Source organism: Blastococcus litoris, assembly GCF_003075095.1.
In the GTDB taxonomy this organism is placed as follows: Bacteria; Actinomycetota; Actinomycetes; order Mycobacteriales; family Geodermatophilaceae; genus Blastococcus_B; species Blastococcus_B litoris.
This window is the reverse complement of record NZ_QCZF01000001.1, coordinates 392,328-410,701: the sequence shown is the minus strand read 5'-3', so window position 1 is coordinate 410,701 and position 18,374 is coordinate 392,328. Positions and strand designations below refer to the sequence as shown.

At 73.7% G+C, this 18,374-nt stretch carries 18 protein-coding genes; 6 read left to right on the top strand and 12 right to left on the bottom strand.

Annotated elements, in window-relative coordinates; all coding sequences use genetic code 11:
- Window positions 1-7: 7 nt before the first annotated feature.
- Both DCS98_RS02050 and DCS98_RS02045 read right to left on the bottom strand, forming a co-directional pair.
- Window positions 8-958 carry a hypothetical protein gene (locus DCS98_RS02050; protein WP_116449659.1) on the bottom strand — a complete coding sequence of 317 codons (951 nt, stop codon included), beginning with the start codon at window positions 956-958 and terminating at the stop codon, window positions 8-10.
- 10 nt (window positions 959-968) lie between these two features.
- Entirely contained in the window at window positions 969-1,559 is a 591-nt protein-coding gene (locus tag DCS98_RS02045; protein ID WP_116449658.1) for an RNA polymerase sigma factor, read from the bottom strand.
- A 200-nt stretch (window positions 1,560-1,759) separates the two neighbouring features.
- On the opposite strand from DCS98_RS02045, the gene DCS98_RS22795 reads away from it, so the two are divergent.
- The 3 genes from DCS98_RS22795 (at window position 1,760) to disA (ending at window position 5,100) form a co-directional block, all read left to right on the top strand.
- A complete protein-coding gene (locus DCS98_RS22795) occupies window positions 1,760-2,470 on the top strand; it encodes a copper chaperone PCu(A)C domain-containing protein (protein WP_164704333.1) in 711 nt (236 codons plus the stop codon).
- A gap of 58 nt (window positions 2,471-2,528) precedes the next feature.
- Window positions 2,529-3,893, top strand: coding sequence for a DNA repair protein RadA (radA, locus tag DCS98_RS02035; RefSeq protein WP_116449657.1), 1,365 nt, complete (start codon window positions 2,529-2,531; stop codon window positions 3,891-3,893).
- 121 nt (window positions 3,894-4,014) lie between these two features.
- Window positions 4,015-5,100, top strand: a complete 1,086-nt coding sequence (disA, locus tag DCS98_RS02030; protein WP_116449656.1) for a DNA integrity scanning diadenylate cyclase DisA — start codon at window positions 4,015-4,017, stop codon at window positions 5,098-5,100.
- Window positions 5,101-5,119: 19 nt separating this feature from the next.
- On the opposite strand, the gene DCS98_RS02025 is transcribed toward disA, so the two are convergent.
- Entirely contained in the window at window positions 5,120-5,788 is a 669-nt protein-coding gene (locus DCS98_RS02025; protein ID WP_116449655.1) for a MucR family transcriptional regulator, read from the bottom strand.
- A gap of 77 nt (window positions 5,789-5,865) precedes the next feature.
- On the opposite strand from DCS98_RS02025, the gene DCS98_RS02020 reads away from it, so the two are divergent.
- Window positions 5,866-6,756 (top strand): A/G-specific adenine glycosylase, encoded by an 891-nt coding sequence (locus DCS98_RS02020; RefSeq protein ID WP_164704332.1) that lies wholly within the window; start codon window positions 5,866-5,868, stop codon window positions 6,754-6,756.
- A gap of 62 nt (window positions 6,757-6,818) precedes the next feature.
- Here DCS98_RS02020 and DCS98_RS02015 read toward each other — a convergent pair whose 3' ends face one another.
- The 8 genes from DCS98_RS02015 to DCS98_RS01980 form a co-directional block, all read right to left on the bottom strand.
- The gene (locus DCS98_RS02015) at window positions 6,819-7,043 is read right to left on the bottom strand and encodes a hypothetical protein (protein WP_116449654.1); all 225 of its coding nucleotides are present in this window, start codon (window positions 7,041-7,043) and stop codon (window positions 6,819-6,821) included.
- An 85-nt stretch (window positions 7,044-7,128) separates the two neighbouring features.
- Window positions 7,129-9,669, bottom strand: a complete 2,541-nt coding sequence (locus DCS98_RS02010; protein WP_116449653.1) for an ATP-dependent Clp protease ATP-binding subunit — start codon at window positions 9,667-9,669, stop codon at window positions 7,129-7,131.
- A gap of 371 nt (window positions 9,670-10,040) precedes the next feature.
- Window positions 10,041-10,388: a histone-like nucleoid-structuring protein Lsr2 gene (locus tag DCS98_RS02005; protein WP_116449652.1), complete on the bottom strand. Its 348-nt coding sequence runs from the start codon at window positions 10,386-10,388 to the stop codon at window positions 10,041-10,043.
- Between the two features lie 175 nt (window positions 10,389-10,563).
- Window positions 10,564-12,078 carry a lysine--tRNA ligase gene (gene lysS, locus DCS98_RS02000; RefSeq protein ID WP_241037038.1) on the bottom strand — a complete coding sequence of 505 codons (1,515 nt, stop codon included), beginning with the start codon at window positions 12,076-12,078 and terminating at the stop codon, window positions 10,564-10,566.
- A gap of 35 nt (window positions 12,079-12,113) precedes the next feature.
- The gene (locus DCS98_RS01995) at window positions 12,114-12,902 is read right to left on the bottom strand and encodes a type III pantothenate kinase (RefSeq protein WP_241037036.1); all 789 of its coding nucleotides are present in this window, start codon (window positions 12,900-12,902) and stop codon (window positions 12,114-12,116) included.
- Window positions 12,899-13,312, bottom strand: coding sequence for an aspartate 1-decarboxylase (gene panD / locus DCS98_RS01990; protein ID WP_277394592.1), 414 nt, complete (start codon window positions 13,310-13,312; stop codon window positions 12,899-12,901). Before panD ends, DCS98_RS01995 begins: the two co-directional genes overlap by 4 nt.
- 8 nt (window positions 13,313-13,320) lie before the next feature.
- Window positions 13,321-14,178 (bottom strand): pantoate--beta-alanine ligase, encoded by an 858-nt coding sequence (panC, locus tag DCS98_RS01985; protein ID WP_116449650.1) that lies wholly within the window; start codon window positions 14,176-14,178, stop codon window positions 13,321-13,323.
- Entirely contained in the window at window positions 14,175-15,119 is a 945-nt protein-coding gene (locus tag DCS98_RS01980; RefSeq protein WP_116449649.1) for a Rossmann-like and DUF2520 domain-containing protein, read from the bottom strand. The genes panC and DCS98_RS01980 overlap by 4 nt, the downstream gene beginning before the upstream one ends.
- A gap of 290 nt (window positions 15,120-15,409) precedes the next feature.
- Between DCS98_RS01980 and DCS98_RS01975 the strand changes: the two genes are divergently transcribed.
- Entirely contained in the window at window positions 15,410-16,150 is a 741-nt protein-coding gene (locus tag DCS98_RS01975) for an SDR family oxidoreductase (RefSeq protein ID WP_116450120.1), read from the top strand.
- A 4-nt stretch (window positions 16,151-16,154) separates the two neighbouring features.
- Here the strand turns inward: DCS98_RS01975 and DCS98_RS01970 are convergent, their stop codons facing one another.
- Window positions 16,155-17,669, bottom strand: coding sequence for a DUF6779 domain-containing protein (locus DCS98_RS01970; RefSeq protein ID WP_116449648.1), 1,515 nt, complete (start codon window positions 17,667-17,669; stop codon window positions 16,155-16,157).
- Window positions 17,670-17,761: 92 nt separating this feature from the next.
- Between DCS98_RS01970 and DCS98_RS01965 the strand changes: the two genes are divergently transcribed.
- Window positions 17,762-18,370 (top strand): DUF1684 domain-containing protein, encoded by a 609-nt coding sequence (locus DCS98_RS01965; protein ID WP_116449647.1) that lies wholly within the window; start codon window positions 17,762-17,764, stop codon window positions 18,368-18,370.
- Window positions 18,371-18,374: the final 4 nt, after the last annotated feature.

Sequence of the window (18,374 nt, the reverse complement as noted above, 5' to 3'; positions counted from 1 at the left end):
GCGCGACTCAGTTGCGGCCGTTCCCCTTGCCGGAGCCGCCGCTGCCGCCACCGCTGCCGGCGTTGCCACCGTTGCCGCCGCCGTTGCCACCGGCGTTCCCGCTGCCCTTGCCGCTCCCGCGGTTGCCCGACTCGGCCGTCGCGGTGGGCTGAGCGGGCGCCGTGGTCGGCTGCGCCTCCTGCGGGGTCGCGGTCGGAGTGGCCCCGATCAGCTCCTCGACCTCCACGCCGTCGACCTCCACGTCCGCGAGGTCGACGTGCTTCTGCTGCGCCCAGGTCCGGACCAGCTGCCCGAAGCGGAAGCTGTCGTCGCCCCGGAGGGCGGCCGCGGCCTCGAGGGCCGCCTTGTTGTGGGCGCCCTCGCTGACCCAGGACCCGAAGGACTGCCCCTCGGCCGGGCCCGCCGCCGCCCACGCCTCGGCGTCGAACGCCTCGGCGGACGGCTCCGCGGGCGTCGTGGTCGCGACCGCCGTCGGGATGCCGGCGGCGTCGGTGGTGCTGTCGTCGTCGTCCACCGCGACGTCCCCGGTGTCGTCTCCGCCCTCGATGTCGAGCGGCGTGATGGTCTCGACGACGGAGGCGACGGTGTCCTGCACGTCGTCACCGAGGACACCGGTCGCACCGGCGGTGGCGACCACCAGGACGACACCGGTCCCGGCGGCGGCCTGGGCGACCGCACCGGCGGAGAGCAGTTTGGCGAACAGGGCAGGGAAGAACATGGCGGAACGTCTCCGTCTCCGGGTGCGGGCCGTCCGGGCGGACGGGCTCGGCTGGTCGGCGAGAAGACCGGTGGCGAGCAGTTCGGCGAGGGCCGCGTTCGGGCGACCCGGCCGGGTCGCCGTCGCGCGCACCGCCCCGGCGAAGGTCGCCAGGGCGGCTCCCTCGTCGGGCACGGGCCGGCCGGCGAGATAGGCCTCGAAGGCGTCCTCGACGGCGGGATCGTCTGCTGCTGTGGTCATCTCGCCTCCGTCATCGCCCGGGGACCGGAAAAGGGTGCGCGGTCACGCCCACCCGTTCGGAGGAGTTCTCCAGCTCTGCCCGCAGCGTGCGCAGCCCGCGCCGCTGGAGGGCCTTGACCGAGCCCACCGAGCGGCCCATGACCTGACCCACCTGCTCGACGGTGAGGTCGGCGAGGATGCGCAGCAGGAGGACCGTCCGCTGGTCGCCGGGCAGTGCGGCGCACCGCCGCTCCACGGCGTCCGCCCCGATCCGGTCGAGCGCGTCGTCCTCGACGTCACCGCCGGCGAGCACCGACAGGTCCCCCGGGTCGTCGACCGTCAGGGGACGCCGTCCACGGCGGCGCCAGTCGTCCACCAGCCTGCGGTGGGCGATGGTGAACACCCACGCGCGCAGCGCCGCCTCGTCCCCGCGGAAGCCGGCCAGGCCGGTGAACACGCCGATGAAGGTCTCGCTGGCCAGGTCGTCCGGCTCGGCCGCGCCGTGCAGCCGCAGGTACCCGGTGACCGCGGGCGCCAGATCGCGGTAGAGCCTCTCGAAGGCCCACGCGGCTCCGGCCTGGGCGGCGGCGAGCACGTCGTCGAACGGCAGCCCGGTGCTCATCGCTCCCCTTCGCGTCGTCCGGTCGTCCCCTTCCTGATCGGCAGCCGGGCCCGTCCGCCGCACCCATCGGGCCGCCCGGACGGCGACGCGACGGCGTCCGGCCTTCCCTCCGGGCGGAGCACCCGGGGTGCCCGTTAGGCTCCGGTCGACCCGCGTCACCGATCCCGGTGGCGGAGGAAGCTGTGTGGAGGTCGACGGCTGTGAACCGCGCGCTGGGCGCCGCCACTGCGGGCGTGCTGCTCCTGTCCCCCTTGGCGCTGTCCGCGTGCAGCGCAGGACAGGTCACGCAGACCAACACGCAGGAGCGCGACAAGGTCGGCGCGATGGCGCAGGTCGGTGACATCACCGTCCGCGCCGTCGAGCTCGAGAGCCCCCGGGGTGGTGGCGGCTACGAGGCCGGCGACGACGCGGAGATGACGCTCGCGATCGTCAACAGCGGCCAGGAGGCCGACACGCTCGTCGGGGTCGACGGCGAGGGCTTCGGTGGCGCCGAGATCGAGAGCTCCGGCTCGCCGGCAACCGGCGCCGACAGCGGGAGCAGCACCGGCACCGGCGGGACGACGACCGGCGGCTCGGGCTCCAGCACCGCCTCCGACGAGATCGAGATCCCGTCCGACACGACCGTCTTCGTCGACGGCGACGAGGCGTCGATCACCCTCACCGACCTCGACGAGGGGCTGAACGTCGGGCAGTACCTCGAGGTGACGCTCTCCTTCGAGGACGCCGGTGACGTCACCGTGCTGGTCACCGTGGCCAACCCGGAGGACGTCGAGGAGCGCGGCGAGGCCTTCGACTTCCACCAGGAGGAGGAAGGCGGCAGCGAGGGCACCGAGGACACCGCCCGCGAGCGCGAGTCCGCCGGTGAGTCGGCCGGCGACTCCGGCGCCGACGAGGAGTCCGGCGGCGAGTAACCCCGCCGCTCCTCCCGTCCTCCCCGGAACTGTCGGACCCCGGGGTTAGCGTCGCGGCGTGCCGCCCGCTGGAGTGAAGTCCGCCCGTCCCGCCCACCGCTGCACCGAGTGCGGCTACGCCTCGGCCAAGTGGGTCGGCCGCTGCCCGGAGTGCCAGGCCTGGGGCACCATCGAGGAGTTCGGTGCGCCCGCGGCCGCCCTCCGTGCCGTCGCCGCGGGGCCGGTCACCGCGCCCGCCCGCCCGATCGCGCAGGTGGAGCTCGCCGGCGCGCGGGCCGTCCCCACGGGCATCGCCGAGTTCGACCGCGTGCTGGGGGGCGGGCTCGTGCCGGGTGGCGTCCTGCTCGTCGCCGGCGAGCCCGGCGTCGGCAAGTCCACGCTGCTGCTCGAGGTGGCGCACCGCGTGGCCGCGAGCAACGGCCCCGCCCTCGTCGTCTCCGGCGAGGAGTCGGCCGGCCAGGTGCGGCTGCGCGCCGAGCGGATCGGCGCGCTGCACGAGCGGCTCTACCTGGCCGCCGAGACCGAGCTCTCGGCGGTCCTGGCGCACATCGAGCAGGTCGCCCCGACGCTGCTGATCCTCGACAGCGTCCAGACGGTCCGGTCCCCGGGCGAGGGCACCGACGGCGGGTCGACCCAGGTCCGCGCCGTGGCCGCTGCGCTCACCGCCGTCTCCAAGTCGCGCGGGATGACCACGATCCTCGTCGGCCACGTGACCAAGGACGGCGCCATCGCCGGCCCCCGCACCCTCGAGCACCTGGTCGACGTCGTCATCTCCTTCGACGGGGAGCGGCACTCCACGCTGCGCCTCATCCGCGCGGTCAAGAACCGCTTCGGTCCGGCCGACGAGATCGGCTGCTTCGAGATCGGCGACGCCGGGGTGGTCGGCGTGCCCGACCCCTCGGCGCTGTTCGTCTCCCGCCGCACCGCACCCGTGCCCGGCAGCTGCGTGACGGTGACCATGGAAGGCAGCCGCCCCCTGCTGGCGGAGGTGCAGGCGCTGGTGGCCGGCTCGGGCGGTGGTGGCTCACCACGCCGGGCGGTGAGCGGCCTGGATTCGCAGCGGGTCGCGATGGTGAACGCCGTCGTCGAGCGCCGCGGCGGGGTGAAGCTCGCCGACGCCGACGTCTTCGCCGCCTCCGTGGGTGGTGTGCGCATCGGTGAGCCGGCGGCCGACCTGGCCCTGGCCCTGGCGATCGCCTCGGCCGCCAAGGACCGCGCCCTCCCCGAGGGGGTGGTGGCGCTCGGCGAGGTGGGCCTGTCCGGTGAGATCCGCCGCGTGGGCGGAGCCGGACGCCGCCTCGCGGAGGCGGCCCGCCAGGGCTACCGGACGGCGCTGGTGCCGCCGGACGCCGGCGCCGCCCCTCCGGGGATGCGTCTGATCGAGGTCCCGGATCTGGGCGCCGCCTTCCACCGACTGTTCTAGCTCTCTAGAGTCTCGTATCAGCGTGGCGTTTCCGGCGCCGGGCGGGACCCGAGCGGGGACTCTGCGCGGCGCGGACACGTAGACTCAGCCGCCAGCGACATTTCGACCGTCAGGAGCGCTCGTGCCCACCGAGGTGGACCCCGAGGTCGCGTTGCGCGAGCTCCTCGGCCGAATCGCCCCGGGGACGGCGCTCCGCGACGGTCTGGAGCGCATCCTGGCCGGTCGCACCGGCGCCCTCATCGTGCTCGGCTACGACCGCGTGGTCGAGTCGCTGTGCACCGGTGGCTTCGCCCTCGACGTCGCGCTGTCGGCAACGCGGCTGCGCGAGCTGGCCAAGATGGACGGTGCGGTGATCGTCTCCTACGACGGCACCCGGATCGTACGGGCCGGCGTGCACCTGATGCCCGACCCGACCATCCCCACCGAGGAGTCGGGCACCCGGCACCGGACGGCCGAGCGGGTGGCCCTGCAGACCGGCTTCCCGGTGATCTCGGTCAGCCAGTCGATGCACATCATCAGCGTCTACGTCGCCGGCCGGCGGTACACGCTCGAGCACCCGACGACGATCCTGGCGCGCGCCAACCAGGCGCTGGCCGCGCTGGAGCGCTACAAGCTCCGCCTCGACGAGGTGGCCAGCACGCTGTCCGCGCTGGAGATCGAGGACCTCGTGACGGTGCGCGACGCCATGAGCGTCAGCCAGCGCCTGGAGATGGTGCGGCGGATCGCCGACGAGATCGAGGGCTTCGTCGTCGAGCTCGGTACCGACGGCCGCCTGCTGGCCCTGCAGCTGGACGAGATGCTGGCCGGCGTCGAGGAGGACCGCGGGCTGCTGGTCCGCGACTACCTGCCCGGTGGCGGGCGCCGTCAGCGGACGATCGACCAGGTGCTCACCGACCTGCGGGCACTCACCGCCACCGAGCTGCTCGACCTGTCGGCCGTCGCCCGCTGCTACGGGCTGCCCACGTCGCCGGATGCCCTCGACTCCCCCGTCAGCCCGCGGGGTTACCGGCTGCTCAACCGGGTGCCCCGGCTGCCCTCGGGGATCATCGACCGGCTGGTCGACCACTTCGGCGGCCTGCAGAAGCTGCTCGCGGCCACCATCGAGGACCTGCTGGCCGTCGAGGGCGTCGGCGAGGCCCGCGCCCGCGGCATCCGCGAAGGCCTGTCCCGGCTCGCCGAGACCTCGATCCTCGACCGCTACAGCTGACCGGCCAGGCCGCGCCGGCTCAGCCCAGGGTGATCGTCGCGTCGGCCGACACCTTCGTGTCCAGCCGGCCGCGCAGCAGGTAGGTGCCGGGCGCGGGGGTGGTCCGCGGCGCGGTGCAGGTGGGCTCGCTGGTGAGGCCACCCCAGACCAGGGGCATCGAGACCACCTCGCCGGGTGCGAGGGTGCGCAGGTCGCTGCTGGCCTCCGGGAAGCAGTCGTTGCTGCCCCACACCCGGTTGCCGGCCGGGTCCAGCAGGAGGATCTCCTGCAGCCCCTTGTCGAGCGCCCGCACGCAGGGGACCGCCGAGACGTTGGCGACCGCGAGCTCGAAGGTCGGTTTGCTGCCCACGGCGACGGTGGCGGGGGCCCGCACCTCCAGGGCGAGCAGGTCGTCGGTGCACGGGCCACCCGCGGGAGGCGCCGGGGCCGGGGCGGCCGTCTCCGCCGCCGTCTCGGCCACGGGTGGCGGATCGGGTGTCGCGACGGCGCTCAGCGATGGGACGACACGCTCGAGGGCCGGCTCGGGCACGGTCGCGTCCGAGGCCGTGGCATCCCCGCCGTCCCGGTTCGCGAGCAGGGTGAAGCCCAGCCATCCCCCGCCGCCCAGGACCGCCAGCAGCACGATCAGCACGACGGCCCGGCGACGCCAGTAGACGCGCGCGGGCAGCTCGCCGACCGGGTGCCACACGCCAGGAACGGTAGTGGGCGCCCCGGGAGCGGGTCGGCTCGGCACGCCGCTCCCGGCGGACGGCAGACTGGTCTCCCGTGACCGCTGTCCCGGAGTCCCCGCGCGCGGCGGGTGAGGCGATCGTCGACTGGTACGCCACCGCCGCCCGCGACCTCCCGTGGCGCCGTCCCGGCGTCGACGCGTGGGCGGTCCTGGTCAGCGAGGTCATGCTCCAGCAGACGCCGGTGGCCCGCGTGGAGCCGGTCTGGCGGGACTGGATGGCGCGCTGGCCGACACCGGCCGACCTGGCCGCCGTGGCACCTGCCGACGTCATCCGCGCGTGGGGCAAGCTCGGCTACCCGAGGCGGGCACTGCGGCTCCGGGAGGCCGCTGTCGCCGTGGTCGAGCGGCACGGCGGCGTCGTCCCGGCGGACGTCGCCGCGCTGGAGGCGCTGCCGGGCGTCGGCACCTACACGGCACGGGCGGTCGCCTGCTTCGGCTACGGGCAACCGCAACCGGTCGTGGACACCAACGTCCGCCGGGTGGTGGCGCGGCTGCTGCACGGTCGCGCCGAGGCCGCCACCGCCCGCGCCTCCGACCTCACCGACATCGCGTCGCTGACGCCCCCGGACCCGACCCGGGCGACCCGGTTCTCGGTGGCCGCGATGGAGCTCGGCGCGCTCGTCTGCGTCGCACGGACGCCGCGGTGCGGGAACTGCCCGGTCCGCGACCGTTGCGCCTGGCGGCTGGCCGGGGCGCCCGCGCACGACGGCCCGGCGCGCAGGGTGCAGAAGTTCGCGGGCACCGACCGACAGGTGCGTGGGCGGCTGCTCGACGTCCTGCGGGAGGCGCACGAGCCGGTGGACGCCGCGGCCCTCGAGCGCGCCTGGGACGACCCCGTGCAGCGCTCCCGCTGCCTGGACTCCCTGCTCACCGACGGCCTCGTCGAGCAGACCGAGGACGGGTCGTTCACCCTCCCCCGGAGTTGATCATCGGATCCGTGCCCGGGACGCACGGGAACGCGCCGGCCAGGCGTGCACGGATCCGATGATCACGGACGAGGAGGCCGGCGCCGGGTGCTCCGACGCGAGGGCGTGAGGTCGCGGAACGTCATCAGCCAGCCGGCCAGCGCCGCCAGCAGGGCCACGACGAGCAGCACGTCGCGCAGCCAGACGGGGAGGGCGGCCTGCCACGCCCAGGTCGCGCCGAGCATCGCCGCGACGATCAGCAGCCCGCCGTAGACGGGCGTCCGCATCGGGTGGTCACCCAGGGCCATGGCTCCAGGGTCCACCCGCCCGGCAACGGCGAAGGGGCCGCCCCCACCCGGTGGTGGGAGCGGCCCCTGTCGTCCGTGCTGAGGGTTACTCGGCCTGCGCTGCGGCCGGGCCCTCCTCGTCGCCCTCGGCGCCCGAGAGGGCCACCGGCGGGGTGTCGGGGAGGTCGATCGGCTTGGCCTCGCCGCGGAAGGTGAACTTCTGCGCGGCGCCCTCGGCGTCGTCGACGTCCACCACGATGATCTGACCAGCGGTCAGCTCGCCGTAGAGGATCTTCTCCGACAGCGCGTCCTCGATCTCGCGCTGGATGGTCCGGCGCAGCGGCCGGGCACCCAGCACCGGGTCGAAGCCCCGGTGCGCGAGCAGCTTCTTCGCCGCCGGGGTGATCTCCAGGGCCATGTCCTTGTTCGCCAACTGGGTCTCGACGCGCGAGACCATGAGGTCGACGATCTCGATGATCTCGTTCTCGGTCAGCTGGTGGAACACGACGATGTCGTCGATGCGGTTGAGGAACTCCGGCCGGAAGTGCTGCTTGAGCTCTTCGTTGACCTTCAGCTTCATCCGCTCGTAGTTGCTCTGGGTGTCATTCCCGACCTGGAATCCGAGACCCACGGCCTTCGAGATGTCGCGCGTACCGAGGTTGGTCGTGAGAATCAGGATCGTGTTCTTGAAGTCCACGATCCGACCCTGACCATCGGTGAGCCGGCCGTCCTCGAGAACCTGCAGCAGCGTGTTGAACACGTCCGCGTGCGCCTTCTCGATCTCGTCGAAGAGGACCACCGAGAACGGCTTGCGCCGCACCTTCTCGGTCAGCTGGCCACCCTCGTCGTACCCGACGTAACCGGGAGGGGCACCGACCAGTCGCGACACGGTGAAGCGGTCGTGGAACTCACCCATGTCGATCTGGATGAGCGCGTCGTCCTCACCGAACAGGAACTGCGCCAGAGCCTTCGCCAGCTCCGTCTTACCGACACCCGAGGGGCCGGCGAAGATGAAGGAACCACCGGGACGGCGCGGGTCCTTGAGACCTGCCCGCGTGCGCCGGATCGCCTGGCTGACGCTCTTGATGGCCTCTTCCTGGCCGATGATCCGCTTGTGGAGCTCGTCCTCCATGCGGAGCAGACGCGTGGTCTCCTCCTCGGTGAGCTTGAAGACGGGGATGCCGGTCCAGTTGGCCAGCACCTCGGCGATCTGCTCGTCGTCGACCTCGGCGACGACGTCCATGTCGCCGGCCTTCCACTGCTTCTCGCGCTCGGCCTTCTCGGAGAGGAGGGTCTTCTCCTTGTCGCGGAGGGACGCGGCCTTCTCGAAGTCCTGCGCGTCGATCGCCGACTCCTTCTCGCGGCGGATGCCGGCGATCCGGTCGTCGAACTCGCGCAGGTCCGGCGGGGCGGTCATCCGCTTGATCCGCATCCGGGCACCGGCCTCGTCGATCAGGTCGATCGCCTTGTCCGGCAGGAAGCGGTCGGAGATGTACCGGTCGGCCAGCGTCGCCGCAGCCACCAGGGCGGCGTCGGTGATGCTGATCCGGTGGTGCGCCTCGTAGCGGTCGCGCAGCCCCTTGAGGATCTCGATGGTGTGCTGCAGCGTCGGCTCGCCGACCTGGATGGGCTGGAAGCGGCGCTCGAGCGCGGCGTCCTTCTCCAGGTGCTTGCGGTACTCGTCGAGCGTGGTGGCGCCGATCGTCTGCAGCTCACCGCGGGCCAGCATCGGCTTGAGGATGCTGGCGGCGTCGATCGCGCCCTCCGCGGCACCCGCACCGACGAGCGTGTGGATCTCGTCGATGAACAGGATGATGTCGCCGCGGGTGCGGATCTCCTTGAGGACCTTCTTCAGCCGCTCCTCGAAGTCACCGCGGTAGCGGGAACCGGCGACGAGCGCGCCGAGGTCCAGCGTGTAGAGCTGCTTGTCCTTCAGCGTCTCCGGGACCTCGCCCTTGACGATCGCCTGGGCCAGGCCCTCGACGACGGCGGTCTTGCCGACGCCGGGCTCGCCGATGAGGACGGGGTTGTTCTTGGTCCGCCGCGACAGGACCTGCATGACCCGCTCGATCTCCTTGGCCCGCCCGATGACCGGGTCGAGCTTGGAGTCGCGCGCGGCCTGGGTCAGGTTGCGGCCGAACTGGTCGAGCACCAGCGAGGTGGAGGGGGTGCCCTCGGCCGGACCGCCGGCCGCGGCCGGCTCCTTGCCCTGGTAGCCCGAGAGCAGCTGGATGACCTGCTGGCGGACGCGGTTGAGGTCGGCGCCGAGCTTCACGAGCACCTGGGCGGCGACGCCCTCGCCCTCGCGGATCAGGCCGAGCAGGATGTGCTCGGTGCCGATGTAGTTGTGACCGAGCTGCAGAGCCTCGCGCAGCGAGAGCTCCAGCACCTTCTTCGCCCGCGGGGTGAAGGGGATGTGGCCGGACGGGGCCTGCTGGCCCTGCCCGATGATCTCCTCGACCTGCTGGCGGACGCCCTCGAGCGAGATGCCCAGGGACTCCAGTGCCTTGGCAGCGACGCCTTCACCCTCGTGGATCAGGCCCAGGAGGATGTGCTCGGTGCCGATGTAGTTGTGGTTGAGCATCCGGGCCTCTTCCTGGGCCAGGACAACAACGCGGCGGGCTCGGTCGGTGAACCGTTCGAACATCTGCTGCTTCTCCTTCGACCGGCTGGTCCGGCACTGTCCTTCTCCTGTGCTGGGGAAGGAGCACCCGACATCCGTCGGCGCTGGGGGCACCGGTCTTTCCACTGTAGTCGCGGACCACGTCGTCCCGTCGCGCACGAACAGGGGCGGTGGGTGGCTGCCCGTTCCAACCGATGGTGGGGGGCCGGTGTTCCGGCGCGGTTACGCCGTCAGCGGACGTGCCGAGCGCCCCTGCGTCCGCGCAGGTGGAGTCGCTACACCGGGGCCGGCCGGGCCCCGGGGACGACGACGGCCCGGCCCCCCCGCAGGGGAACCGGGCCGATTCGCGCGGTGACACGCGCGGAGGTCACAGGGACCTCACGAGTCGCCGTGATTCAGTGCGCGGCCTCGTAGGCGTCGACCACGCTGGCCGGGATGCGGCCGCGGTCGCTCACGTTGTGGCCGTTCTTGCGCGCCCAGTCCCGGATGGCACCGGCCTGCTCGCGGTCCATGCGGCCGCCGGTCGAACGGCCACGACCGGCACCGGAGGAGGAACGGGACCCGCGGCCCACCTTGCGGGCGGCCGAGACGTAACGGGAGAAGACGTCGCGCATCTCCTTGGCATTCTTCTCCGCCAGGTCGATCTCGTACGAGGTGCCGTCGAGGGAGAAGCTCACCGTCTCGTCGGCCGACAGGTTCTCGTCGAGGTCGTCGCTCAGGATGACCTGAACCTTGCGCGCCATCGATGTTCCTCACTTCTCGCAACCGAGTTGCGGCTGAACGGTAATAGTCGTCCGGTGGGAACGACGAGAACCATTACAGCACAGCACTCCGCGAATTCGTCAATGCACTCCCACTCGACGCTCTCGAAGTGGTGAAACGGACCGCAGCGGTTCTACTGAAAAGCGCGCAGTGGTTTCACTGGGAGGAAATAGGCCGGACGAGCGGGAACAGGATGGTCTCCCGGATTCCGAGACCGGTGAGCGTCATCATCAAGCGGTCCATACCCATGCCCATACCGCCGGTGGGGGGCATTCCGTACTCGAGCGCCTCGAGGAAGTCCTCGTCGAGGGCCATGGCCTCGGGGTCGCCGGCCGCGGCGAGCGCCGCCTGGGCGGTGAAGCGCTCGCGCTGCACGACCGGGTCGACGAGCTCGGAGTAGGCCGTCGCCCGCTCGATCCCGCCGATGTAGAGGTCCCACTTCTCGGCGACGCCGGGCCGGGACCGGTGCGCCCGGGTCAGCGGCGAGGTGTCCAGCGGGTAGTCGATGACGAACGTGGGGGCCTGCAGCGTGTGCTGCACCAGCGCCTCGAACAGCTCCTCCACGACCTTGCCCGGGAGCCAGGCCGGGTCCACGCCGACGTCGTGTCGCTCCGCGATCGCCCGAAGCTCCTCGACCGGCGTCTCCGGGGTGACCGGCCGGCCGACGGCGTCGGAGACGACGGAGTAGAGCGGCACCTGCGGCCACTCCCCCGACAGGTCGATCTCGGTGCCGTCGTGGTGGCGGGCCACGTGGTCCCCGAACAGCGCCTGCGAGCACTCCTGGATCAGCTCGCGGGTGAGCGTCGCCATCACCTGGTAGTCGGCGTACGCCTGGTAGGTCTCGAGCATCGCGAACTCGGGAGAGTGGGAGCTGTCCGCGCCCTCGTTCCGGAAGTTCCGGTTGATCTCGAACACCCGGTCGAGGCCGCCCACGATGCAGCGCTTGAGGAACAGCTCGGGCGCGATGCGCAGGTACAGGTCGAGGTCGAACGCATTCATGTGCGTCCGGAAGGGACGGGCCGCCGCGCCACCGTGCACCGTCTGCAGCATCGGCGTCTCGACCTCGAGGAACCCCCGGGACGCCAGCCCGGCGCGCAGCGTGGACATCACGGTCGCCCGCTGTCGCACGGTGCGCCGGGCCTCGTCGCGGACGATGAGGTCCACGTACCGGCGGCGGACCCGGAGTTCCTCGCTCATGGGCTTGTGCGCCACCGGCAGCGGTCGCAGCGACTTGGAGGTCAGCTGCCACGAGTCGGCGAACACCGACAGCTCGCCGCGCCGCGACGTCCCCACCTCGCCGGTGACCAGCACGTGGTCGCCGAGGTCGACGTCGGCCTTCCAGGCCGCGAGCGAGTCCTCCCCCACCCGGTCGCGGGAGAGCATGACCTGCAGCTCGGAATCGCCCTCGCGCAACGTCGCGAAGCAGAGCTTGCCGGTGTTGCGGAAGAAGATGACCCGGCCGGTGATGCCGACGGTCTCGCCGGTCATCGTGTCCGGCTCGAGGTCGGGGTGGGCAGCGCGGACGGCGGCCAGCGTCGTGGTGCGCGGGACGGAGACCGGGTACGGGTCGATCCCGCTCTCGCGCAGGCGGTCGAGCTTCGCGCGGCGCACCCGCATCTGCTCAGGGAGCTCGTCGCTGCCGCCGTCGTCGCCGATGGGTCCGTCGCTCACGGACCGAGAGCCTACGGACGGCGGACGGCGGGGACCTACCTGGCCTGGTGGCGCTCGAAGGCCAGCCGCAGGCCGTGCACCGTGAGGTCGGGCTCCCGCTCGGCGATCGAGCGGCAGCTGTCGACGACGAGCGGGGCCAGCCCACCGGTGGCGACGACGACCGGCGCGGCGCCGAACTGCGCGACCAGCTCGGTCGCGATCCGGTCCACCAGACCGTCCACGAGCCCCGCGAAGCCGAGCACGACACCTGACTGCAGCGCCGCCACGGTGTTCTTGCCGATCGCCTGCGTCGGCACGGTGAGCTCCACCGACCGCAGCTGGGCGGCCCGGTTGGCCAGGGCGTCGAGGCTGACCTCCAGCCCCGGCGCCAGCGCGCCGCCCAGGAACTGCCCGTCCGGGCCGACGGCGTCCACGTTGGTCGACGTGCCGAAGTCGACGACGACGACCGGACGCCCGCGCCCGTCGGGGCGGCGGCCGAACAGCTCGTGCGCGGCCAGGGCGGTGACGACGCGGTCGGCACCGACCTCCCGGGGGTTGTCGACGTGCAGCGGCACGCCGGTCTTCACCCCCGGGCCGATGAGGACCACCGGCACCTCGAGGGAGGCCAGCAGCTGCCGCAGCGACGGCAGCAGCGCCGGCACGGTGGAACAGGCCGCGACCCCGGTCACCTGGGTGTCGCGGAGCAGGCCGCGCCACAGCATCCGCAGCTCGTCGGCCGTGGCGCGGGGGGACGTCGTCACCCGCCAGCAGCCGATGCGCTGCTCCCCCTCGAACGTGGCGAGGACGGTCTGGCTGTTGCCGACGTCGACCGTCAGCAGCGTCACCGGACGGGCACGCCCAGGTCGCTGCGCCGCTGGTCCTCGGCGCCGGGCACGGGGGCCGAGGGGTCCCCGCCCAGCTCGACGATGCGGTTGGCGCCGTCGACGTGGACGACCTTCGGGATGTAGCTCTTGGCCTCGGTCTCGTCCATCACGCCGTAGCTGATCATGATCACCATGTCGCCGGGGTGGACCAGGTGCGCGGCGGCACCGTTGATCCCGATGACCCCGCTGCCGCGCTCGCCGGGGATCACGTAGGTCTCCAGGCGGGCGCCGTTGGTGATGTCGACGATCGCGACCTGCTCCCCGGGGAGCAGGTCGGCGGCGTCGAGGAGGTCCTCGTCGATGGTCACCGACCCCACGTAGTGCAGGTCGGCCTGGGTGACCGTGGCACGGTGGATCTTGGACTTGAGCATCGTGCGCATCATCGGAGCTCTCCCAGGTCGATCGCGATGTTGTCGAGGAGTCGGGTGGTGCCGGCGCGGACCGCGACCAGCAGGCGGGCCGGGCCGGCAGCGGGTGCCGGTCCCAGATCGGTATCGGTGAGTTCGAGGTAGTCCTGGAGCAGCGCGGGCTCGGCGTCGAGCACCGCCCGGGCGGCGGCCAGGACGGCGTCGGCACCCCGCGCCCCGGCCGCGGCTCCCGCGCGCAGGGCTGCCGAGACGGTGCGGGCCGCCGCCCGCTGGTCGGCGTCGAGGTAACGGTTGCGGCTGGACAGCGCCAGGCCGTCGTCCTCGCGGACGGTCGGGACGCCGACCACCTCCACGGGCAGCGCCAGCTCGCGGGCCATCGCCCGGATGAGCGTCAGCTGCTGGTAGTCCTTCTCGCCGAAGAAGGCGGTGTCGGGCCGGGCCAGGCCGAAGAGCTTGGCGACGACGGTGAGGACGCCGGCGAAGTGCCCCGGGCGGATCGCGCCCTCGAGCACCGAACCGAGCTCCCCCGGGTCGACGGTCACGCCCACCGCGTGCGGCGGGTAGACCTCCTCGACCGGCGGGTGGAAGACCACGTCGGCGCCTTCCTCCGCGAGCGCCGCGAGGTCGGCGTCCCAGGTGCGCGGGTAGCGGTCGAAGTCCTCGCCCGGCCCGAACTGCGTCGGGTTGACGAAGACTGAGACGACGACGGTGGCCGCGCGCTCGCGGGCGGCACGGACCAACGTCCGGTGCCCCTCGTGCAGCGCACCCATCGTCGGGACCAGCGCGACGGGACCCGGCAGGTCCGCGAGGAGGCCGCGGAGCTCGGCGACGGTCTCGGCGACGGCGGGGGTCGTGGCCACCGTGGTCACCGGGAGCCCGCCTCGTCGCGCGCCTCGCCGAGGAGGTCGAGCAGCGGGGCGCCCTCGTGCTGCTTGAGCCGGCCGGAGGCCAGGGCACGCTCGGTGGTGCGGTGGGCCATGGCGACGTACGCGGCCACCGAGTCCGGCGCCCGCTCGGCGAGCGTCTCGAGGTGGTCGCGGACGGTGCCGACGTCCCCGCGGCTGACCGGACCGGTCAGGCCCCGGTCGCCCCGGCGCAGGCCGTTGTCGAGCGCCGCGGTGAGCAGCGGCTGCAGGACTCGGGCCGGGTCGCCCACACCCGCCGAGCGCAGCAGGTCGGCGGCCTCGGCGACGAGGGTGACCAGGTGGTTGGCGCCGGTGACCAGCGCGGCGTGGTAGAGCCGCCGGTCGTCCTCGGCGACGAAGAACGGCTCGCCGCCCATCTCCAGGACCAGGGTCTCGGCGACGGCGCGGTACTCCGGCCGGCTGGTGACGGCGAAGGGGGCACCCACCAGCCGGTCGGCGTCCTCGGGGGCGCCGGAGAAGGTCATGGCGGGGTGCAGCGCGAGCGGCAGGACGCCGGCCTGCTCGGCGGGCGCGAGGACGGCGAGACCGTGCGCTCCGGACGTGTGGAAGGTGAGCTGGCCGGCCCGCCACGCGCCGGTCCCGGCCAGCCCGGACACCAGACCGGCGAGCGTGTCGTCGGGGACGGCCAGCACGACGAGGTCGGAGGCGGCCACCACCTCGTCGGCGGGCACGAGCGGGACGCCGGGCAGCAGGCGGGCTGCCCGCTCGGCGGAGGCGGCGGAGAGACCGGAGGCGGCGACCACGTCGTGGCCCGCATCGGCGAGCGCGGCGCCGATGACGGCGCCGACCCGGCCGGCGCCGATGACGCCCACGCGGAGGCGGGCGGGCGCTGCGGCCGCGGGCGCGAGGCCGGCAGCCTGACGGGTCCTGCGGGAAGCAGGCATCGTGCACCCTCTCGTTCCAGTCCCTCGCGGGTACCGGACGTCGGTGGCCCCCACCGTTGGAGGCCGCTCAGGTGTCGTGCGGGTGGTGCGGCGGTGCTGGTGACGTCCCCCGCTGCAACCGGCTGTGTCGCGCGGAGAGATCGCCGATGGCGAGTGTGTGACCGGTTCCGGTGCCTCGCAACGCCAGCGGCCTGTGTCATGCCTCACGGGGGTACCCGGACGGGTGGTCCGCGGCCTGCCTAGCGTGGGCGCGTCAGCGCACCGAGGGACAGGAGAACGGCGTGGGCACGATGGACGGGCGGACCGCCCTGGTCACCGGCGGGAGCCGTGGCATCGGGTTGGCGATCGCGCAGAGCCTGGTCGACCGCGGCGCCCGCGTCGTGGTGACCGCCCGGAAGCCGGACGCGCTGGCCGAGGCGGTGGCGACCCTGGGCGGCCCCGAGGTCGCCGTCGCCGTGGCCGGCCACGCGGCGGACGCCGCGCACCGCGCCGAGGCGGTGCGCACCGCGGTCGAGACCTTCGGCAGCCTGGACATGCTGGTGGGCAACGTGGGCGTCAACCCCGTCTACGGCCCGATGACCGACCTCGACCTCGACGCCTTCCGGAAGATCCTGGACACCAACGTGGTGTCCTCGCTGGGTCTGGTGCAGGAGGCCTGGAAGGCGTGGATGGCCCAGCACGGCGGCTCCGTGCTGTTCGTCGCCTCGGTGGCCGGCCTCCGGTCGTCGGAGAACATCGGCGCCTACGGCGTGAGCAAGGCGGCGGTGATCAACCTGACCACGCAGCTGGCCGTCGAGCTCGGCCCCACCGTGCGGGTGAACGCGGTGGCGCCGGCGGTCGTGAAGACGCGGTTCGCCGGCGCCCTGTACGAGGGCCGGGAGGACGAGGTCGCAGCCGAGTACCCGGCCGGCCGGCTGGGGGTGCCGGAGGACGTCGGCGAGGCCGCCGCCTACCTGCTCGGGGACGGCGCCGGCTGGGTGACCGGCCAGACGCTCGTGCTCGACGGCGGCCGGCTCTCCCGCGGGCGCTGAGCGCTCAGCTGTCGCGCAGCACCCGGGCCAGGACGTCGTCCGGCTCGTCGTCGTCGCGGTAGCGGCGCCGCCGCCGTCCGCCGGTGCTGGGGCTCACCCCGTTCTCGGCCAGGATGTCGGCCAGCCTCTTCTCCTGCGACGGCGCCGGACCGGGCCGTTCCGCCGGGCGCTCCTCGGGCACGGCCACCCGGTAGGCGCCGCGGTCGTCGACGCGGATCGGCGGGTTCGCGCGGACCGCCGGCCGCTGCGTCGTGGCGGCCGCGGCGAGGTCGACCGGCGCCTCGTCCCCGCGGCGACGGCGGGGCGGGACCTCCGGCCGGAAGGACGTGGGCTCGGCGTCGATCAGCGAGCGGGCCGCGAGCCACTCCAGCGGGGAGGGCGGGTCGGCTGCAGGCGGCGCGACCGACCGGGCGCTCTCCCCGGTGTCGTGCGCGGTCGCCGACCACAGGGGCGTGTCCTCGTGGCTCTCCGCGGCGGGGGCCGAGGGTGCCCAGCGGTCCTCCAGCGACGGGGACCACCGCTCCTCCGTGCGGGCCGGCTCCCACGCCGGGGCTGCCGGCGCCTCCCACGCGGGGGCCTGCGACTCCCAGGAGGCCGTGGACGGGGTCTCCCAGCTGCGCGGCGGCTCCGGCTCGGACTCCCAGCTCGGCCGCCAGGACGGCGAGGGCACCGGCCGCGCGACGGGCGGGACGGGCGGCGGGGGCAGCGGGGGGCGGGCGGTGCGCTCGACCCGCACCTGCTCGAACTGCCGGGTCTCGCGCGGCTCGTCGAGGCGGACGGCCGGCCAGCCACCGGTCAGCTCGCGCGGAGCGGCGTCCTCGGTCCAGCGGGTGGCGGCGTCGAGCGCCCGGCCGGGGGCGTCGGCCAGTTCGGTGCCGAGCCGGCTGGCCTGGGTGCGCATGACGATGCGCTCGATCAGCATCTCGCTCGAGAGCTGCTCGGTGAGCTCCTGGCGCAGCCGGCCCATGTCGTCGCGCAGGTCGGCGAGCTGCCCGATCTCCCTGCGCAGCGAGGTCAGCTCGGCGACGTCGTCCCGGAGGGCTGCGACGCGGGCCACCTCGTCGCGCAGGGCGGACAACGCCGCGATGTCGGCGCGCAGCTCGGTGACGCGGGCGACCTCGTCCCGGAGCTCGGTGAGGCCCGCGAGGTCCCCGCGCAGCGCGTCGAGCTCGGCGCGCATCGATTCCTCGGCCTCGCGCCGCAGCTCGGTCTCGAGCTCCAGCTCGTACTCGCGGCGCGCCGCGACCTCGCGGTCGAGCTCGTACTCGTAGGCCCGGCGCAGCTCCGCCTCGCGCGCCTGGGCGGTGGCCTCGTCGGTGGACCGGCGGCCGGCGGCGACCGTGGCCAGCACGAACGCCCAGGCCACACCGACGACGGCCAGCCGCAGCAGCTGCGGGTTGTCGGTGAGGAAGACGGTGAGGGTCGCCGCGACCGCCAGGACGAGGCCGCCGGCCTGCAGCAGGGTGCGCCGCCCGGGGACGCCTGTGCGAGGAGCGACGTCGTCCTCGCGGAGGGGCATGACCCCAGCGTAGCGGCGGAACGCGCCGACCTCCGGGCAGGAATCCGCGTCGTGACCGAGCTGTCGCTGACAGCGGCTGCGACAGTGGCGCGGTGACCCTCACCCTGCTCGACTGGCGCCGCCAGGTCGCCGCGCTGTACGCCGCCGCACGAGCCGCGACCGACCCGGAGACCGGCTGGCGGACCTGGCGGGACGGCCGCGACGAGCTGTTCGCCGCGCACCCCGACTCCCCGCTCGGCGAGGCGGCGCGTGCCGCGTTCGGCGGTCTCCCCTTCGCCGGCTACGACCCGTCGCTGCGGTTCGAGCCGGTCGTGGAGCCCGCGGAGCCCGCCCGGCTGGAGATCCCGACGGCCTCGGACGGCGTCGTCCCGTTCGAGCGCATCGGCACCGTCGAGCTCGGCGCCGTCGGACGGCTCGACGTCTGGTGGCTGGACAGCTACGGCGGCGGGGTGTTCCTGCCGCTGCGCGACGGCACCGCCGGGAGCAGCACCTACGGCGGCGGGCGCTACCTGCTCGACACCGTCAAGGGGGCCGACCTGGGCGGTGCCGGCTCGCGGCTGGTCGTCGACCTCAACTTCGCCTACCACCCGTCGTGCGCCTACGACCCGCGCTGGACGTGCCCGCTGGCTCCCGAGGGGAACCGGTCGGCGACGCCGGTCGCCGCCGGGGAGCAACTGCCCCCCGGCGGCGCCTGGTACTGAGGAC

Excerpts from the sequence above, each read along its gene's own strand:
- DCS98_RS02050 (WP_116449659.1), bottom strand. The coding sequence starts at position 958 with ATGACCACAGCAGCAGACGATCCCGCCGTCGAGGACGCCTTCGAGGCC.
- DCS98_RS02045 (WP_116449658.1), bottom strand. The coding sequence starts at position 1,559 with ATGAGCACCGGGCTGCCGTTCGACGACGTGCTCGCCGCCGCCCAGGCC.
- DCS98_RS02015 (WP_116449654.1), bottom strand. The coding sequence starts at position 7,043 with ATGGCCCTGGGTGACCACCCGATGCGGACGCCCGTCTACGGCGGGCTG.
- DCS98_RS02010 (WP_116449653.1), bottom strand. The coding sequence starts at position 9,669 with ATGTTCGAACGGTTCACCGACCGAGCCCGCCGCGTTGTTGTCCTGGCC.
- DCS98_RS02005 (WP_116449652.1), bottom strand. The coding sequence starts at position 10,388 with ATGGCGCGCAAGGTTCAGGTCATCCTGAGCGACGACCTCGACGAGAAC.
- panD (WP_277394592.1), bottom strand. The coding sequence starts at position 13,312 with ATGCTCAAGTCCAAGATCCACCGTGCCACGGTCACCCAGGCCGACCTG.
- DCS98_RS01980 (WP_116449649.1), bottom strand. The coding sequence starts at position 15,119 with ATGCCTGCTTCCCGCAGGACCCGTCAGGCTGCCGGCCTCGCGCCCGCG.
- DCS98_RS01975 (WP_116450120.1), top strand. The coding sequence starts at position 15,410 with ATGGACGGGCGGACCGCCCTGGTCACCGGCGGGAGCCGTGGCATCGGG.
- DCS98_RS01970 (WP_116449648.1), bottom strand. The coding sequence starts at position 17,669 with ATGCCCCTCCGCGAGGACGACGTCGCTCCTCGCACAGGCGTCCCCGGG.